This window comes from Clostridium sp. AM27-28 (assembly GCF_003480955.1).
GTDB lineage: Bacteria > Bacillota > Clostridia > Lachnospirales > Lachnospiraceae > Otoolea > Otoolea fessa.
Window position 1 is genome coordinate 202,170 of the sequence record NZ_QUJT01000003.1, and the last position, 15,425, is coordinate 217,594.

Below are 15,425 nucleotides of genomic sequence, written 5' to 3' on the forward strand. Positions count from 1 at the left end.
GCTTCTCCTTTTTCCTGGCATTTTCGTAACTGTTCAGTACCTTCACAGTCACGCGCAAAAATCCATCAAAAATTGCCTACGGCAATGGGATTTTTCTGCTTTTTCTTTGCCGCCTCAACCAGCTTCTCCATCTCCCGCATTACCTCTTCAAAATTCAACGCAGAAGTATCCAGTAAAATGGCGTCCTCCGCCTGCTTGAGAGGCGACAATTCCCGGTGCATATCGCGGTAATCGCGCTCGATGATATCCTGCTCGATCGCCTCCAGGGAACAGCTTTCCCCGCGTTCGGTCAGCTCTTTATAACGGCGTCCAGCTCTCACACGGCTGCTCGCGGTCAGATATACTTTCAGGGTCGCATCCGGCAGAACCGCCGTTCCGATATCCCGGCCATCCATCACGACATCCCGGCGTCCGGCTAATTCACGCTGCAGCTCCACCAGTTTTTTGCGAACCGGCGCATAGACAGAGGTATTCGAAGCCATATTTCCAACCGCCTCCGTCCGAAGCTCGCTGCTGACATTCTCCCCATTTAAATAAACCTGCTGGATCCCATTTTCATATTCCAGTGAAATGGAAACCGTCTCACAGGCGCGTCCGATCGCCGCCTCATCATGGCTGTCGATGCCCTGGCGCAGAAAATACAATGCCATCGCCCGGTACATCGCCCCCGTATCTACATAAATATATCCATAATCTTCCGCCAGCTTCTTTGCCACTGTGCTCTTCCCAGCCCCGGCTGGTCCATCAATCGCTATATTAATCGGCATTTCGTTTCCCCTTTTTCATATCGTTATAATTCATGATTTTCCGCTGCGCTCCGTCCTGCCAGCACACCGGTCGACCACGCAATTTGTAAGTTGTAGCCGCCCGTGACTGCATCGAGATCCAGCACTTCCCCGGCAAAATAAAGCCCTGGAAGCTTCTTCGACTCCATCGTGGATGGATTAACTTCTTTTACCGTCACACCGCCCTGGGTAATGATCGCCTCATTGAAGCCTCGCAGCCCGGTCAGCGTCAGTGTAAAATGCTTTGTCACCTCCGCCAGCCGTCTCCGCTCTTCCTTCGTCACGGCGTTGACCTGCTTGTCCGGCTCAATGCCGCTGCGGCGAATTATGACCGGTATCAGTTTTGATGGGTACAGATGGTTCAGCGCATTTTTAAACTGTTTATTCTTCTCCGCCTCAAAATCGCGCAGAATCCGCGCATCGAGCTGTTCCATGGAAAGCGCCGGTTTCAGATCGATCATCAGAGTCAACGGACCCTTTTTCAGTTTTTTCGCCGCATAACTGCTGGCACTCAAGAGTACCGGACCCGAAACGCCGTAATGGGTAAACAGCATCTCACCAAATTCACGGTAAACCTCTTTCTTTCCATTTAAAACAGCAGCTTCCACGTTCCGCAGGGAGAGTCCCTGCAGCTCCTTCACATCTTCCTTCGTCTCAAACGGAACAAGCGCCGGCGAAAGTTCCGTCACCTTGTGCCCTGCTGCCTCCGCAAACCGGTAACCATCGCCGGTTGAGCCGGTCGTCGGGTAGGACAAACCGCCCGTCGCCACGATCACTGCATCCGCAGCTATGTAGGAGTCTTTTTTCCCACGCTCATTACCGCCCTGCGCCAGAATCACACCTTTTAATACACCATTCTCCAGCCACAGTTCCCGAACTCCCTGATTCAATTCTACTTTCACGCGCAGTTCCCGCAGCCGTCTTGCAAACGCCGATGTCACATCCGATGCCCGATCAGACACCGGAAAGACACGGTTGCCGCGCTCCACCTTAACATGACAGCCGTTCGCCTCCAGAAAATTCTTCATATCCTGGTTACTAAAACCGTAAAATGCACTGTATAAAAAGCGGCTGTTTGTCACAACACTGTCAAACAGGCCTTCCATATCACAGTCATTCGTCACATTGCAGCGCCCTTTTCCCGTGATATAGATCTTTTTTCCCAGTTTCTCATTCTTTTCATAGATCGTTGCCGCGCAGCCATTTTCCGCCGCCGCAATCGCAGCCGCCATGCCGGCTGCCCCGCCGCCGATCACGATTATTTTTTTCATATTGCTATCCTTTTCGTTTTTATATCGCCTGATGCTATCAATCCTGTACCAGGTGGATCGCAAATCCGCCGACTTCTTCTTTAAAATAGGCGAAAATACAGCGCCCCTGCTCATCAAAGCGCTTCGTCTCTTCCCGAAGCGTCATACCGCGGTTCACAAAGTATCGGATCGCCGCCTCGCAATCATTTACGCCAAAGCCAATATGGCCGTAGGTTCCGTGGCTCTCCACCTTCATATTTTCCGTCAGGTCACCGCTGAACACAGCTTTCTCCGTCTCGCGCGGCATCAGCCCCATCAGGCGCGCCAGTGTCTCAGCAACCTCCCAGGCCTCGTCTTCCGATTTTGTATTGATTCCCACGTGTTTTACGTGCATATGAAATAATTCCATCGGGGTTGGATCCCCCGCATGCTCTGCCATAAATGCTAGTGTGCGCTCTTTTGCTGTCTGCTCCATTTTGTCCGCTTCCTTTCTATCGCTACACTTAACGCAAAGTTACACAAATGTTTGTGTTTTTCAAAATTGCCGTCTTTTTCTTTAAATATTGATTTTACTGTATCTTACGAAGAATTGCAACCGCGCTTCTTCATATTTCCACACATGATTACCAAATCGGCCGTCCGCTTCTTTCTATCACTTACGCAGCTTTTTTACCTCACGGATCTTCTCCTCCATCGCCTCCACAACCGTTTCCAGCACCTTGACGCGCGCGAAATATTTGGAATTTCCTTCTATGATCGTCCACGGGGCATAGGTAGTAGAGGTCCGCACCAGCATCTCATTGACTGCCTGCTCGTATGCGTCCCATTTTTCACGGTTGCGCCAGTCTTCGTCCGTGATCTTCCACTGTTTTGCCGGAGCCTCCATGCGCTCCTTAAAGCGGCGTTCCTGCTCATCTTTATCAATATGAATCCAGAATTTCACGATCACCGCGCCAAAATTCGCCATGTGCTCTTCCATCTCGTTGATTTCCTGATATGCCCGTTTCCAGTCCGCCTCACTGCAGAAGCCCTCGATCCGCTCCACCATCACGCGCCCGTACCAGGTGCGGTCGAAGATCGCAATATGCCCCGCTTTCGGCATCTCCCGCCAGAAACGCCACAGATAATGGTGTACCTTCTCCACATCATTCGGTGCCGCCGTCGGATTGACCTTGTAGCCGCGTGGATCCAGGTGGCTTGTCAGGCGCCGGATCGCACCGCCTTTTCCCGCCGCATCCCAGCCTTCAAAGCCGATCACCACCGGAATCCGCAGCCGGTACAGCTCGCCGTGCAGCACCTCCAGCTTTTTCTGCAGCTTATCCAGACGTTCCTTATATTCCTCGCGTGTCAGCGTTTTCGTCAGATCCACGCCGGAAAGCACGCCATTTTTAAACCGCTCATCTGGAAGTTTGACCGGCGGATGCACCGCCCCTTCCTCGCGTTCCATTCGGCGGCGGTTCAGCTCATACTCCAGCCGGTCTGTGACGGTGGATAAAATCTTGACTGCCGCATAATTTTTATCAGTCGCTTCCACGATCGTCCACGGCGCGTACCCGGTATCCGTCCGCTGCAGCATTTCCTCATTCATCTCCAGAAATGTATCGTAATCCTTGTTGCGCTTCCAGTCCGCCTCCGTCACACGCCACGCAGTCTCTTTGCTTTCTTCCAGCCGTTTAAAGCGCTTTTTCTGCTCGTCCCTGGAAATATACAGAAACAATTTGATCAGAATCATGCCGGAATCTGCCAGCTGCTTTTCAAATGAAAGGATATCCCGGAACGCCCCGTTTAGCTCCTGCCGCTTCGTCTCTTTGTCAAACCGGTCAACGGTAACCTTATCGTACCAACTCTTGTCAAAGATCATCATACGTCCATCTTCCGGTGTCTTCGTCCAATACCGCCAGAGAAATGGACGCATCCGTTCCTCCTCCCCCGTCTCCCGGCTCGCATAAACATCAAAGCCGCGCGGATCCAGCGGCTGGATCAGGCGGTTGATCTGCGTTCCCTTACCGCCTGCCCCGAATCCGTCAAATACGATGACAACCGGGATCTTTTCCTCCTTACAGGCGCGCTGCAATTCTCCCAGCTTCACATCCATCTCTTCCCGAAGCTTCTTGTAGTTTTCCTTATCCACTGATTTATTCAAATCAACTTTTTCCAGCATCTTTCCACCTCCACATCAAGCAGTAAAATGACCTTTCACCAATCCCATGGCATCACAATGATTCGTCTTTACCTTTCCCCGTCATCATCTTATGCTCTTTTTTGATCTCTTCATATAATTGTACCGAATCCCACTTCATATTATACGGTGTCAGGACTGCTTTATAATCGATCCGTCCGACTCCCTTTTTTCGAAGTGCATAGATAAATGCATCGATCTGGGTGGAAGAAAAGCCTGCCATGATCGCCATCTCATCCGAGAAATCCATTTTCCTGGAAGAATCATTCTCCGGCACTTCTCGCTGCAGCCTCCCGTCCGCCTGTTTATGAGCGGTCCCTTCTTTTTGCGTTTCCTCCCCGGTCTCTATTGCCTGTCTGGCTTCCTTGAGGACATCCTCATCCAGTCCTTTCACGCCAGCCAGCACGCCCACCGGCAGCCCGTACTCCTCCTTTTTCACTGCCCTTAAACGGAATCCCAGTGGCATAAGCGCCTGCTGCACCTTCATTTTTCTTTTGGAATCAGTAAAATTATACAATAATACAGTTGGTTTCATCGTAATTTATCGATTCTCCTCTCTGTTTCTTATTCCCGCCTCATCAATTCTCCGGCTTCTCAATATGATTCTCTATTATATCCTTTTTCTCCCCTTCTGTGCAAGAAAAACAAAAAAACAGCGGCATCAGCCACTTGCTTTCGCTCGTCCGCTGTCTGCCGCTGTCTGATTTTTGTTTCATTTATGTATGTTTCCGCATTTCAGATCCTCTTCCGGTCTGCTGCCAGATAGCTCCTTAGTGGAGAACACCATTTGCATCCGCTACCATACCGTTCGGAGTTACCATGTTCGTCCAGAGTGCTCCGCTATTCAGGTCAAACAGATACCATGCGCCATCGATGAACTGATAGCCTGTCTTTCTTGCACCACGGGTACCGTCGGATACCGGATTCAGATAATACTTGTACGGTCCAATCTGCTGCCAGCCGGTCAGCATCTTGCCTCTCGTACCATCGGATACCGGGTTTAAATAGAACCAGTTATTATCAGTATAGATCCAGTCTGTATCCATGAATCCGTTTGCATTCAGATGATACCACTCATTATCAACATATACCCAGTTGTTCTTAACCGGTACACCATTGATGTAGTAAGACCAGCCGTAAATGCTGTTTACCCACTGACCATTCGCATTTGCCGGAGTGGAACCACCAGAAGAATTATCGGTCGGAGGTGTACCTGTATACACATCTGAAGAATTCATATAATATTCATCGGACTCATCACTCCACTCACCCTTGTCGCTTCCGTCAACCGCGCGTACCTTAAAGGTATAATCGCCGGATTTCGTCATGTATGGGTAGAAATTGTAGCTTGTGCCTGTGGTTGTAACAGTCGTTACGGTAGAGCTGTTGCGGTACAGCTTAACTTCATACTTGCTTGCATCCGATACACTGTCCCAGGTTGCGGTACGATTGCTCCAGCTAAGATCCTCGACCGTATCCAAATCGCCGTCAACAGCTGACATCGTAATCTTAACTTTCCACTCGCTCTTATCGCCAGATCGCTTCGTAACTTTGTAAGCCGACTTGGTTGCAGAAAGCTTTGTGCCGGATAACTGATAACCGTCCTTTGCCTCGATCGTCAGGTAGATGACCGGCTTATCACCTCTCTCCCACTCGCTGTCGTCATTGTCAAACTCCTGCTCGGTAATCTCAACATTACCCTTCGTAACTTGTACATCCGGATCCCCGATGCTGTCGCCCGCTTCCGGTTTCGCATTGACACGGAACTTAACTTCCGAGATCTTTTTGTCAGCCGCGTATGCCGGAATACTCATAGCCAGTGCCGCCATGATAGCAAGAACGGAAACCGCCGCTGCCTTCAGGTTATGTCTCATATCCCATCCTCCTTTTTTAATGTACTCTCGCGTACAAAATCTTGTTTTCATTATAACAAACATATCCGCCTGCGTCAAAATAAACTGTCGGTATTTTCAAAATTTTTCCCTTGTTTTTTTGAAGTAGATGTCTGCTTTCTGTTATTGACAGGATAGCACACTTTTATTACCTGAGAATAACTTTTTGTTTAAGGTTTTCTGACATTTTCGTCAATGGTAGAATTTATATCATAATTGATATTTCCTGTGACATAAAAAAGAATGTACCTTTTTGTGTGATGGGGAATTCCAAGGAATTTTCTATCACACAAAAAATAGACCGGGGCAGATTTCTGCGGTCCGGTCTATTTCTACCTTACTTAAAAGCAGGTGTTCATTTTATTTGAAATACTCCACACCTGAAGCAAACAGCTGCATATCCTGATTTCCATAGATATTCATACCTGTATCGCTCCAGCAGCGCTCGTTGTGACCCATCTTACCAAGAATACGTCCATCCGGGCTTGTGATACCCTCGATGCACTGGTAGGAACCGTTCGGGTTCCACTCCTCGCTGACGGATAAGTTTCCGTTCGGATCGCTGTACTGGATCGCGATCTGACCATTTGCGCGAAGTTTTGCAAGCCACTCCTCGTTGGCTACGAAACGTCCTTCACCATGGGACATCGGGTTGCAGTATACGCCTCCCAGCTCTGCTTTTCTGAGCCACGGGGACAGATTAGATACAACCTTTAAGTATGCCATGCGGGAAATGTGGCGTCCAATGTTGTTGGTTGTCAAAGTCGGGGAATCTGCTTTCTGCGGCTCAATCTTGCCTCCGGTTAAAAGTCCCAGTTTGATTAATGTCTGGAAGCCATTGCAGATACCCAGTACCAGGCCATCCCGGTCATGAAGCAGTTTGTCGATCTCCTCCATCATCGCCTCGTTGCGGAATACCGTAGCGAAGAATTTAGCCGAACCATCCGGCTCATCACCTGCGGAGAATCCACCCGGGAACATGATGATCTGGGATTTCTTGATATCCTCTTTGTACTGCTCAATGGAAGAACGGATATCGGATGCATTCTGGTTGCGGAATACACGCACAATCGTCTCCGCTCCGGCTGCCTCAAAGGCTTTCGCACTGTCTAACTCGCAGTTAGTACCCGGCATTGCCGGAATAAATACGGTTGGCTTTGCCACCTTATGTTTGCATACATATACCTTATCGGTATTGTAAAGTGTCTCTTCTGCTGCCTTCATCGGCGCGCCGGAAGCAGTCGGGAATACCTTCTCCAGGGTTCTGGTCCATGCTTTCAGAGCCTCGTCCATGGAGATCACGGTATCGCCATACTCGAAGGTTCCCTTGTCGGTTACCTCACCGATCACGGTGTACGGGATGGACAGCTCGCCCACCTTGCCGTCCGGAACCTCGCAGACGATATTGCCCCAGCCAGCGGCGAAGAAGTCTCTCGGATCTACATTGTGCTCAATCTTTACGCCCAGGCGGTTACCAAATGCCATCTTGCTGACAGCCTCTGCCACACCAGCACCCTCAACCGCATATGCGGAAATAATCCTTCCAGACTCCATATCGCGGTAGATTTTCTCGTAACCATCCATGATCTGGCTGTAAACCGGCAGGTCATGTGCATCTTTCTCGATGGTAAAGAGAACAATCTTGCTGCCCGCTTTCTTAAATTCCGGAGATACCACGTGTTTGGTATCGGAAATATCAACTGCAAAGGAAACCAGTGTCGGCGGTACATCGATTTCGCCGTGCTCTTCATCATAGAAGCTGCCGGACATACTGTCCTTGCCGCCGATGGACGGAAGTCCAAATCCGAGCTGTGCACTGTAAGCACCGAGCAGAGCGGAGAACGGTGTGCCCCATCTCTTCGGATCTTCCGTCATACGTTTGAAGTACTCCTGGAAGGTAAAGCGGATCTTGTGGAAATCACCGCCGTTTGCCACGATCTTGGCAACAGAATCCAGCACTGCGTAAGTAGCGCCGTGGTACGGGCTCCAGCTGGACAGGTACGGATCATAGCCGTAGCTCATCATGGTAACGGTATCGCATTTGCCCTTGCTCATCGGCAGTTTTGCCACCATCGCCTGTGTCTCGGTCATCTGGTGGACACCGCCGTATGGCAGGAATACACTGCTTGCGCCCACGGTGCTGTCGAACATCTCAACCAGACCCTTCTGGGAGCATACATTTAAGGAAGAAAGCATGGACAGCCATTTTTCTTTGACATCCTTTACTTCCTGTTTATCAAATACATTGCCTTCCCTGGTCGGAACCTCAACGGTAACGGTTGTCTCCTGATGAGCACCGTTGGTATCCAGGAATGCACGGCTTAAATCTACGATCGTCTTGCCTCTCCAGTTCAGAACCAGGCGCGGGGACTCGGTAACAACGGCAACCGGAACTGCCTCCAGGTTCTCTTCTGCTGCATAAGCAAGCATCTTATCAACATCTTTCGGGTCTACCACCAAAGCCATACGCTCCTGTGACTCGGAAATCGCAATCTCCGTTCCGTCCAGACCTGCATATTTCTTCGGAACCTTGTCAAGGTCAATCTGAAGTCCGTCAGCTAACTCACCGATCGCTACCGACACGCCGCCGGCGCCAAAGTCATTACACTTCTTGATCAGACGGCTGACCTCCGGGCGGCGGAACAGTCTCTGTAATTTACGCTCGGTCGGTGCATTGCCCTTCTGAACCTCTGCGCCGCAGACCTCGATGGACTCCTCGGTATGTACCTTGGAAGAACCGGTTGCGCCGCCGATACCATCACGGCCGGTACGTCCACCCATCAGGATGATTACATCGCCCGGATCGGAAGTCTCACGGATGACGTTTTTGCGTGGAGCTGCTGCCATAACAGCACCGATCTCCATACGTTTTGCCACATAATTTGGATGATAAATCTCTTTTACATAGCCGGTAGCAAGACCGATCTGGTTACCGTAGGAGCTGTAGCCATGTGCTGCATCCTTTACGATGCGCTTCTGCGGAAGTTTGCCGTGCAGTGTCTCCGACATCGGACGGGTCGGATCAGCCGCACCGGTCACACGCATAGCCTGATATACATAGGTACGTCCGGAAAGCGGGTCACGGATAGCACCGCCTAAGCAGGTGGCAGCGCCGCCAAACGGCTCAATCTCGGTCGGATGGTTGTGGGTCTCATTCTTAAAGTTTACCAGCCACTCTTCTTCCTTGCCGTCGATGGTAACCGGAACTACGATACTGCACGCATTAATCTCCTCAGACTCCTCCAGATCCTCCAGCTTGCCTTCACGGCGAAGCTTCTTCATAGCGAGAACAGCCAGATCCATCAGGCAGACAAACTTGTCATCGCGATCTTTGTAGAGAACCTCGCGATCTGCCAGGTACTGTTTGTAGGAAGCTTCCATCGGCTCATTGTAATCGCCCTTTGTAAAGGTAACGTCCTTTAACTCAGTCTGGAAGGTCGTATGACGGCAGTGATCGGACCAATATGTATCCAGCACGCGGATCTCGGTCACAGACGGATCTCTCTTCTCTTCGTTCTTAAAGTAGTTGTGGATATGCTCGAAATCCTTGAACGTCATCGCAAGGTTCAGGGAATCGTAGAGTTCTTTTAACTCTGCCTCGCCATAACCGCAGAAGCCATCGAAAATCTTGACATCCTCCGGCTGCTCAAATACCGTTACCAGCGTTTCCGGCTTTGCGTTGTTATTCTCACGGGAATCCACCGGGTTAATGCACAGGGACTTGATGCCCTCGATCTGCTCCGCGGTCAGTGTTCCGGAAATAACATAAGTTGTCGCGGAACGGATCACCGGATTTTCCTCTTCATTCAGAAGTTTCACACACTGTTCTGCGGAATCGGCTCTCTGATCGAACTGTCCCGGCAGGAACTCAACGGAAAAGATCGTATCGCCTTCCTTGGACGGGAATGCCTCCTCATAGACAAAATCAACCGGCGGCTCAGAGAAGATAGTAATCAGCGCTTTCTGATATGCATCCTCCGATACATCCTCAATATCATAGCGGATCAGTACGCGGACATCGGTGATCGTGTCGATCCCCAGATAGCTTGCGATCTCCTCTTTCAGATCGTGAGCCAATACGGCAAATTCCGGTTTTTTCTCAACGAAAATACGTCTTACGCTCATGTTTTCCTCCTGTTTTTTCGTATTTTAATGTTTCATGTTCTGTAAAATACATTCATTTTTTAGCATAAAAGGCAAATGCCTTCTTCCAGCATCTGCCTTTATCATACACAATTTTTATAGATTAGTAAAATTAATATATTTAATATTTTTTATTAACATATCTTATTGGTTACTGTTCACGCATACGTGCCCAGTAACGGAATTTGCCGTGGCTTCGCATTTAAATACGGCAAATTCCTGCTACCACCACGTTTTCTTACGGCACTTTCGGTTCCAAAAGTGCCTACCCGTGAACAGTAACTCTTATTGTATCTCTTGCCTTATTTCATTCCTGCTTTTTCATTTTGAAATCATTCTTTAAAACAATTTTTTCTGTTCCAACGTCCCTGTCTCATTCAGTGCAAGCAGCTTTCCCATCCCCGTCGAACGGTCATACGAAACAACCGACAGACTGGCATTCGCCACAATGATCTCCTGCGGCTCCCGATGGAAACGGAGCAGATAATTCATCAAAAAGACGAGGATCCCACCGTGCGCCACGATCACCGCATCCCCGGCTGTCTCCTCCAAAATCTGTCGGATCGCCCGTTCACTCCGCGCCTCGCAAGATTTTCTTGATTCTCCGCCGGACGGGATGCCGACCATCGGCTGTTCCCTCCACAGATGAAATTCATCCGGGTACTCTGCTTCCACCTGCTGCCAGCTTTTGCCTTCCCAGCATCCAAAATCGCGCTCCCGCAGCCCCGTCAGGCGGCGGAGCGGTAATTTTCCTTCCTTTGCCAGGATCTCCGCCGTCTGGAATGCACGCGCAAGCGGGCTGGCATAGACCGCATCGATCCGCGTTTCCGCCGGATAGCCGCTCCTTTCTTTCAGGACAGTGGCAAGCTGCTCCGCCTGCTGCCGTCCTGTTTCGTTCAGCGGAATATCCGTCGTTCCCTGTATCTTTCCCGCCCGGTTCCAGTCGGTCTGACCGTGGCGTACCAAATAAAACAGCATTTTCTATTACTCCTGTTCATCTATCTCTTTCTGAGCCATCTCTGCCGCCTGACCGCTGACCTTCATCGCGTCCATCGTCAGCTTCATGATGTCACGGATCTCATCCTCGCTCATCTTCATGCGCTCCGCCAATTCCGCAAGGGTCGCCTCACGTCCCAGCTCCCGCGCCATGCTCGCAGAAATATCCTTGAGGACATTAACACGCGCCGCCATCTCCTCCTCGATCTTCGTCTCGCGGTTCTGAATCTGCAGCGCATCCTCGATCGCCGCGCGCACCTTTTTCTCCATCTGCGCGTCGAAATCACCGTTTTCGTACTCACTTGCGAACAGAAACAGCGCCATATTTGCCTCCTGCACCAGATCGCCCGCCGGAAGTCCCCGATCGTGGTACTCCTCCGCGATCTGAACCGCCTTCGCCAGTTTTAACTCCGTCAGACGGGAAGCCGCTGTCTTGTCCCCCTCCGTCAGTTTTTTCAGAAGCGCCGCTTCCTCCTCCGGCGTGCCCTGCGGGAGATTTTTCAGTTCCTCTAAGTAAATATCATAAAATGTATTAGATTCCATGTGGTATTCCCTCCTAAAAAATACATACTTCTAAGATGATTCCGTCATTTTATCACAAACAAGACACAGATACAATCATTATTGACTCCGCCCTTCAATCATGTTACACTGAATACAGTTCTATAAGGAGGACTAATAAATGGATATCAACTATGAATTATATAAAGTATTTTACCACGTAGCCTCGACGTTAAGTTTCTCCGAGGCATCTAAGCAGCTTTTCATCTCCCAGTCGGCGGTCAGCCAGTCGATCAAGGTACTGGAGAAGAAACTGAACCAGACTCTTTTCATCCGCAGCACAAAAAAAGTACAGCTTACCCCTGAAGGCGAGATCCTACTCAAGCACGTGGAACCGGCGATGAACCTGATCCGTCAGGGCGAAAACCAACTGCTCGACTCTAACAGCTTAAACGGCGGTCAGCTCCGCATTGGCGCAAGCGATACGATCTGCCGCTATTATCTGGTGCCATTTTTAAGCGAATTTCACAAGCGCTACCCGAATATCCACATCAAGGTTACCAACCGTACCTCCATCGAATGTGCGCGGCTTCTGGACAACGGTCAGGTCGATTTTATTCTGACGAACTATCCAAACTCCGGGCTCGGTGGAACGCAGAATATCCATGTGCTGCGCGAATTCAACGATATATTCGTCGCCAATGAGACCTATTTCCCGATGAAAGACCGCCCGGTTACACTGCGCGAGCTGCAGGCGCTCCCAATCCTCATGCTGGATCGCAAGAGTACCACCAGCGAATTTCTGCACAACATGTTCCAGAAGCACCAGCTCGACCTCGTACCGGAGATTGAATTAAGCAGCAACGATCTGCTCATCGATCTGGCGCGCATCGGTCTCGGCATCGCATTTGTCCCGGATTTCTGTCTCCCGGCTGGCGAAAAAGAACTTTATGCCCTGACCCTGACTGAAGCCCTGCCGCCGCGCCAGCTCGTCGTCGTCCACAATGAGACAATGCCGATCTCACAGGCATCGCGTGAATTTATTGAACTTCTGGAAAACGGCTCCAAAACGCCTGGAGCTCCTGCTCCAGAGACGAAAGACTGACTCGTTTGACATCGCTCCATTCCCTTGGAAATAATTCCCGGTACTCCCGACGCCAGAACCGGTCATCCAGTAAAAGGATGACGCCCTGATCGGACGCGGTCCGGATGACCCGCCCTGCCGCCTGGAGTACCTTATTCATGCCCGGATACTGGTAGGCATATGCAAATCCATCTTTTCCCTCTTCTTCAAAATATCCCTGCAAAATTTTCTGCTCCGTGCATACCATCGGGAGCCCGGTTCCGACCACGATCACGCCGATCAGCCGGTCGCCTGTCAAATCGATTCCCTCCGAAAACAGACCGCCCATCACGCAGAACGCCACCAGGGAGGTATCACGTTCAGCTGTTCGTTCGGGAGAAAATTTCTGTAAAAATGCTTCCCGCTCCTCCTCGGTCATGTGAGAATCCTGGACCAGGATTTCCATGCTTTTTCCGTTTTTCCCGGAATGATTTTTCATTTTTTCATTATCATCCAATTCAACATTCTGATACGCATATTCCCCTTCACACACCTCACGTACCCGGTTCATATACTGATACGACGGAAAAAACACAATATAATTGCCCTTTTTCACACTTGCCATCGTCTGGATGTACCGCAGCACCCGCCGGTATTCCGTCTCATTGCGCCGCGTATACCGGCTCGTCACATCCGTCGCCGCCAGCAGAAGACGCCGCTCCTGCGGAAACGGGGACGGCACATAGACCGTATAGTCCTCCTCCTGATCCGACAGAAGCATCCGGTAATACCGGAGCGGCAGAAGCGTTGCCGAGAAAAAGACCGCCGCTTTCCCCTGCGACAGGCACTGCGCCAGATTTTCAATCGGATTGACACAATAAAGCCGGATGACAAATTCGCCGGACGGCAGAAGTTCCGTGTAAATCCTGTAATGCTCATCGACCCGCTCATACATATTTAAAAAATGTCGCACCGAAAAATAAAAATCCAGAATCGTGTCCCGCCCATCTTCCCCGCCCGGCTTTTCCAGATACTTTTCCATTTCTCCAAAAACACTGTTTAACACTGAAACCAGATGTCCGGCATCCTTGAGCAGCTGGTAGCCGCCGCACTCCCGCTTCATCTCCAGAAGCGCCTTATTTAACCTTGTAAGCTGCCGCCCCAGCGCCGGCGCACGATGTCCCAGTACCTTTTTCGTCAAAAGTACTTCTTCCTTTATAATAGAAGCACTGTACATTTCCCGCGCGCGCGATACCAGATTGTGGGCTTCATCCATCAGGAAGAAATAGTCCCCCTCCGCCCCATCCGCAAAATAACGTTTCAAGCGCACATCCGGGTCAAAGACATAATTATAATCACAGATGATCCCATCCACAAACGAAGAAATATCGAGGCAGAACTCAAACGGGCAGACCTGAAATTTTTCCGCATACTCTAAAATTACCGAACGCGTAATTCCAAATTCCTGATGCAAAATTTCATACACCGCATCGTTGACACGGTCAAAATGCCCTTTCGCACGCGGGCACATTTCCGGATTACACACCGGTTTTTCCAAAATACACAACTTTTCCTTTGCCGTGATCGTGACCGAACGAAAATACAGCCCGCGTTCCCGCAAAATCGCCAGCGCCTCTTCCGCCACCGTCCGCGTGATCGTCTTCGCCGTCAGGTAAAAGAGTTTCTGCCCATGTCCTTCCCCGATCGCTTTAAGCGCCGGAAATACCGTCGAAAGTGTCTTTCCAATCCCGGTCGGGGCCTGGACAAACAGCCTGCGCCCGCGCTCCAGCGTCCGGTAAACCGCCACAGCCAGCTCCCGCTGTCCCGCCCGGTACGGATAGGGAAATTCGAGCGCTTTGATTGATTCATCACGTCGCAGCCCGTTGTGATAGAGGTAACGCGCCCATTTGACATATTCATGGATCAGACCAGCAAACCATTCAGAAAGTTCGTTCATCGTCTGGATCTCCTGAAAGCGGCGGATCTCCTCCGTCTCCAGATTACAGTAGGTGAGCTGCAGTGTCACTTCGTCCAGCGCTTCCTGTAATCCATAGATATAGCCATAACAGCGCGCCTGCGCCATATGCACGCCAACCGCTTCTTCCAGACAGTTTACATCCTGGTAAACACACTTGATCTCATCGATCGTGACATCTTTTCCATCCCGGATGATTCCATCCGCACGCCCCTCGACCACGATCTGGAATCCGTCCTCCTCCACCGAATGGCGCAGCGACACCTCCGCCTGATACCCTGATCCCATCCGCCGCTGTATCTTCCGGTGCATCCGTCCTCCAGCTAACATCGCCTCTTTCTGTGCACCCGCCGTGCGCCGGTTATCAATATCCCCCGAACGCAGAACGAACTCAACCAGATTGCGGACGGAGATCCGTATCTGCCTGCCGGTCAGCTCCATGTGTGGTTCCTCCCTTCCCCGTACATGTACTCTCGGAATCTTTCTGTGCTTGATTTTGTGAAATGATTTTTTGTCAGTTGTGCCCAAATTTCTGAGGCGTACGCGGTGCGTACGTTGATGAAATTCGGGTGCGGCTGGCGGAAAATCAGCCACAAAAGCACGTGCAGAAAGACTCCGAGAGTACATATATATGTCTATCA

At 50.6% G+C, this 15,425-nt stretch carries 11 protein-coding genes; 1 reads left to right on the plus strand and 10 read right to left on the minus strand.

The window, feature by feature from the left end; genetic code table 11:
- Positions 1-65 precede the first annotated feature (65 nt).
- From cmk to DW720_RS05430, 9 genes are all read right to left on the minus strand, one after another.
- Positions 66-767 (minus strand): (d)CMP kinase, encoded by a 702-nt coding sequence (gene cmk / locus DW720_RS05390; protein WP_117795616.1) that lies wholly within the window; start codon positions 765-767, stop codon positions 66-68.
- A gap of 23 nt (positions 768-790) precedes the next feature.
- Complete coding sequence (locus DW720_RS05395; RefSeq protein ID WP_118749327.1) at positions 791-2,056, minus strand: NAD(P)/FAD-dependent oxidoreductase; 1,266 nt, start codon at positions 2,054-2,056, stop codon at positions 791-793.
- A 37-nt stretch (positions 2,057-2,093) separates the two neighbouring features.
- Entirely contained in the window at positions 2,094-2,510 is a 417-nt protein-coding gene (locus DW720_RS05400) for a VOC family protein (protein ID WP_227589675.1), read from the minus strand.
- Positions 2,511-2,687: 177 nt separating this feature from the next.
- Complete coding sequence (gene pap, locus DW720_RS05405) at positions 2,688-4,196, minus strand: polyphosphate:AMP phosphotransferase (RefSeq protein WP_107000001.1); 1,509 nt, start codon at positions 4,194-4,196, stop codon at positions 2,688-2,690.
- Between the two features lie 52 nt (positions 4,197-4,248).
- Positions 4,249-4,680 carry a DUF3783 domain-containing protein gene (locus DW720_RS05410; protein ID WP_243099703.1) on the minus strand — a complete coding sequence of 144 codons (432 nt, stop codon included), beginning with the start codon at positions 4,678-4,680 and terminating at the stop codon, positions 4,249-4,251.
- Between the two features lie 304 nt (positions 4,681-4,984).
- Entirely contained in the window at positions 4,985-6,088 is a 1,104-nt protein-coding gene (locus tag DW720_RS05415) for a hypothetical protein (RefSeq protein WP_118293204.1), read from the minus strand.
- A 378-nt stretch (positions 6,089-6,466) separates the two neighbouring features.
- Positions 6,467-10,231: a phosphoribosylformylglycinamidine synthase gene (locus tag DW720_RS05420; RefSeq protein WP_118749329.1), complete on the minus strand. Its 3,765-nt coding sequence runs from the start codon at positions 10,229-10,231 to the stop codon at positions 6,467-6,469.
- Between the two features lie 357 nt (positions 10,232-10,588).
- Positions 10,589-11,227 (minus strand): histidine phosphatase family protein, encoded by a 639-nt coding sequence (locus tag DW720_RS05425; RefSeq protein WP_118749330.1) that lies wholly within the window; start codon positions 11,225-11,227, stop codon positions 10,589-10,591.
- Between the two features lie 6 nt (positions 11,228-11,233).
- On the minus strand, positions 11,234-11,788 hold the full coding sequence (locus tag DW720_RS05430; protein WP_022359291.1) for a sigma-70 domain-containing protein: 555 nt from the start codon (positions 11,786-11,788) through the stop codon (positions 11,234-11,236).
- A gap of 139 nt (positions 11,789-11,927) precedes the next feature.
- Between DW720_RS05430 and DW720_RS05435 the strand changes: the two genes are divergently transcribed.
- A complete protein-coding gene (locus DW720_RS05435; protein WP_118472752.1) occupies positions 11,928-12,851 on the plus strand; it encodes a LysR family transcriptional regulator in 924 nt (307 codons plus the stop codon).
- On the opposite strand, the gene DW720_RS05440 is transcribed toward DW720_RS05435, so the two are convergent.
- Entirely contained in the window at positions 12,787-15,225 is a 2,439-nt protein-coding gene (locus DW720_RS05440; RefSeq protein ID WP_118749331.1) for an ATP-dependent DNA helicase, read from the minus strand. The genes DW720_RS05435 and DW720_RS05440 overlap by 65 nt on opposite strands.
- Between the last annotated feature and the right edge of the window lie 200 nt (positions 15,226-15,425).

What these genes read in the sequence shown, in the direction of transcription:
- DW720_RS05400 (WP_227589675.1), bottom strand. Translation starts at nt 2,510, where the DNA reads ATGGAGCAGACAGCAAAAGAGCGCACACTAGCATTTATGGCAGAGCAT.
- DW720_RS05430 (WP_022359291.1), bottom strand. Translation starts at nt 11,788, where the DNA reads ATGGAATCTAATACATTTTATGATATTTACTTAGAGGAACTGAAAAAT.
- pap (WP_107000001.1), bottom strand. Translation starts at nt 4,196, where the DNA reads ATGCTGGAAAAAGTTGATTTGAATAAATCAGTGGATAAGGAAAACTAC.
- DW720_RS05395 (WP_118749327.1), bottom strand. Translation starts at nt 2,056, where the DNA reads ATGAAAAAAATAATCGTGATCGGCGGCGGGGCAGCCGGCATGGCGGCT.
- DW720_RS05435 (WP_118472752.1), top strand. Translation starts at nt 11,928, where the DNA reads ATGGATATCAACTATGAATTATATAAAGTATTTTACCACGTAGCCTCG.
- DW720_RS05415 (WP_118293204.1), bottom strand. Translation starts at nt 6,088, where the DNA reads ATGAGACATAACCTGAAGGCAGCGGCGGTTTCCGTTCTTGCTATCATG.
- DW720_RS05410 (WP_243099703.1), bottom strand. Translation starts at nt 4,680, where the DNA reads ATGCCACTGGGATTCCGTTTAAGGGCAGTGAAAAAGGAGGAGTACGGG.
- cmk (WP_117795616.1), bottom strand. Translation starts at nt 767, where the DNA reads ATGCCGATTAATATAGCGATTGATGGACCAGCCGGGGCTGGGAAGAGC.
- DW720_RS05440 (WP_118749331.1), bottom strand. Translation starts at nt 15,225, where the DNA reads ATGGAGCTGACCGGCAGGCAGATACGGATCTCCGTCCGCAATCTGGTT.
- DW720_RS05425 (WP_118749330.1), bottom strand. Translation starts at nt 11,227, where the DNA reads ATGCTGTTTTATTTGGTACGCCACGGTCAGACCGACTGGAACCGGGCG.
- DW720_RS05420 (WP_118749329.1), bottom strand. Translation starts at nt 10,231, where the DNA reads ATGAGCGTAAGACGTATTTTCGTTGAGAAAAAACCGGAATTTGCCGTA.